Genomic DNA, 1,569 nt, shown 5'->3' with positions numbered 1-1,569 from the left:
TCGGAGTCCGGTCTGCCCATCGAGCCGGTCTACGGTCCGGAGGCCCTTGCGGGGTGGGATCCGGTGGAGAAGCTGGGGGAGCCGGGGGCGTATCCGTTCACGCGGGGTGTGTATCCGACGATGTACACGGGCCGGCCGTGGACGATGCGGCAGTACGCCGGGTTCGGCACGGCGTCGGAGTCCAACGCCCGCTACAAGCAGCTGATCGCCAATGGCACGATGGGGCTGTCGGTCGCCTTCGACCTGCCCACCCAGATGGGCCACGACTCGGACGCGCCGATCGCGCACGGCGAGGTGGGCAAGGTCGGGGTGGCCGTCGACTCCATCGACGACATGCGGGTGCTGTTCGGCGGGATCCCGCTGGACCAGGTGTCCACGTCGATGACGATCAACGCTCCGGCCGCGCTGTTGCTGCTGCTGTACCAGCTGGTGGCCGAGGAGCAGGGGGTGGCGGCGGAGAAGCTGACGGGCACGATCCAGAACGACGTGCTCAAGGAGTACATCGCGCGCGGCACCTACATCTTTCCGCCCAAGCCGAGCCTGCGGCTGATCGCGGACATCTTCCAGTACTGCCGCGCGGAGATCCCGCGGTGGAACACCATCTCCATCTCCGGCTACCACATGGCCGAGGCGGGGGCGAGCCCGGCGCAGGAGATCGCCTTCACGCTGGCGGACGGCATCGAGTACGTGCGCACCGCGGTGGCGGCCGGGATGGACGTGGACGACTTCGCGCCGCGGCTGTCGTTCTTCTTCGTGGCGCGCACCACGCTGCTGGAGGAGGTGGCCAAGTTCCGGGCCGCGCGGCGGATCTGGGCGCGGGTGATGCGTGAGGAGTTCGGCGCCAGGAATCCCAAGTCGCTGATGCTGCGTTTCCACACCCAGACCGCGGGGGTGCAGCTGACCGCCCAGCAGCCCGAGGTCAACCTGGTGCGGGTGGCGGTGCAGGGGCTGGCGGCGGTGCTTGGGGGCACGCAGTCGCTGCACACCAACTCCTTCGACGAGGCCATCGCGCTGCCCACGGACAAGTCCGCGCGGCTGGCGCTGCGCACCCAGCAGGTGCTGGCCCACGAGACCGACGTGACCGCCACCGTGGACCCGTTCGCCGGCTCCTATGTGGTGGAGCGGATGACCGACGACGTCGAGGCCGCGATCGTGGCGCTGATGGACCGGGTGGAGGAGCTGGGCGGCGCGGTGGCCGCCATCGAGCACGGCTTCCAGAAGGCCGAGATCGAGCGCAACGCCTACCGCATCGCCCAGGAGACCGACGCCGGCGAGCGCGTCGTGGTCGGCGTCAACCGCTTCCAGCTCGACGAGGAAGAACCCTACGAGCCCCTGCGCGTCGACCCCGCCATCGAGGCCCAGCAGGCCGAACGCCTCGCCAGGCTCCGCGCGGAGCGCGACCAGCAGGCCGTCGACACCGCCCTGGCCGCCCTGAAGAAGGCCGCCGCGGGCGAGGACAACGTCCTGTACCCGATGAAGGACGCCCTGCGCGCCCGCGCCACGGTCGGCGAGGTGTGCAACGCCCTGCGCGAGGTCTGGGGCACCTACGTGCCGAGCGACGCCTTCTGA

General features: G+C 70.3%; 1 protein-coding gene. It reads left to right on the top strand.

The features are described 5' to 3' along the window. On the top strand, positions 1-1,569 hold a 1,569-nt coding region (locus tag IE271_RS40855; RefSeq protein WP_190195472.1), incomplete at its 5' end, for an acyl-CoA mutase large subunit family protein.

It is taken from the genome of Streptomyces minutiscleroticus (genome assembly GCF_014650875.1).
In the GTDB taxonomy this organism is placed as follows: Bacteria; Actinomycetota; Actinomycetes; order Streptomycetales; family Streptomycetaceae; genus Streptomyces; species Streptomyces minutiscleroticus.
Note: the sequence above shows the minus strand (reverse complement) of the source record. Positions and strands in the feature narration are given on the sequence as shown.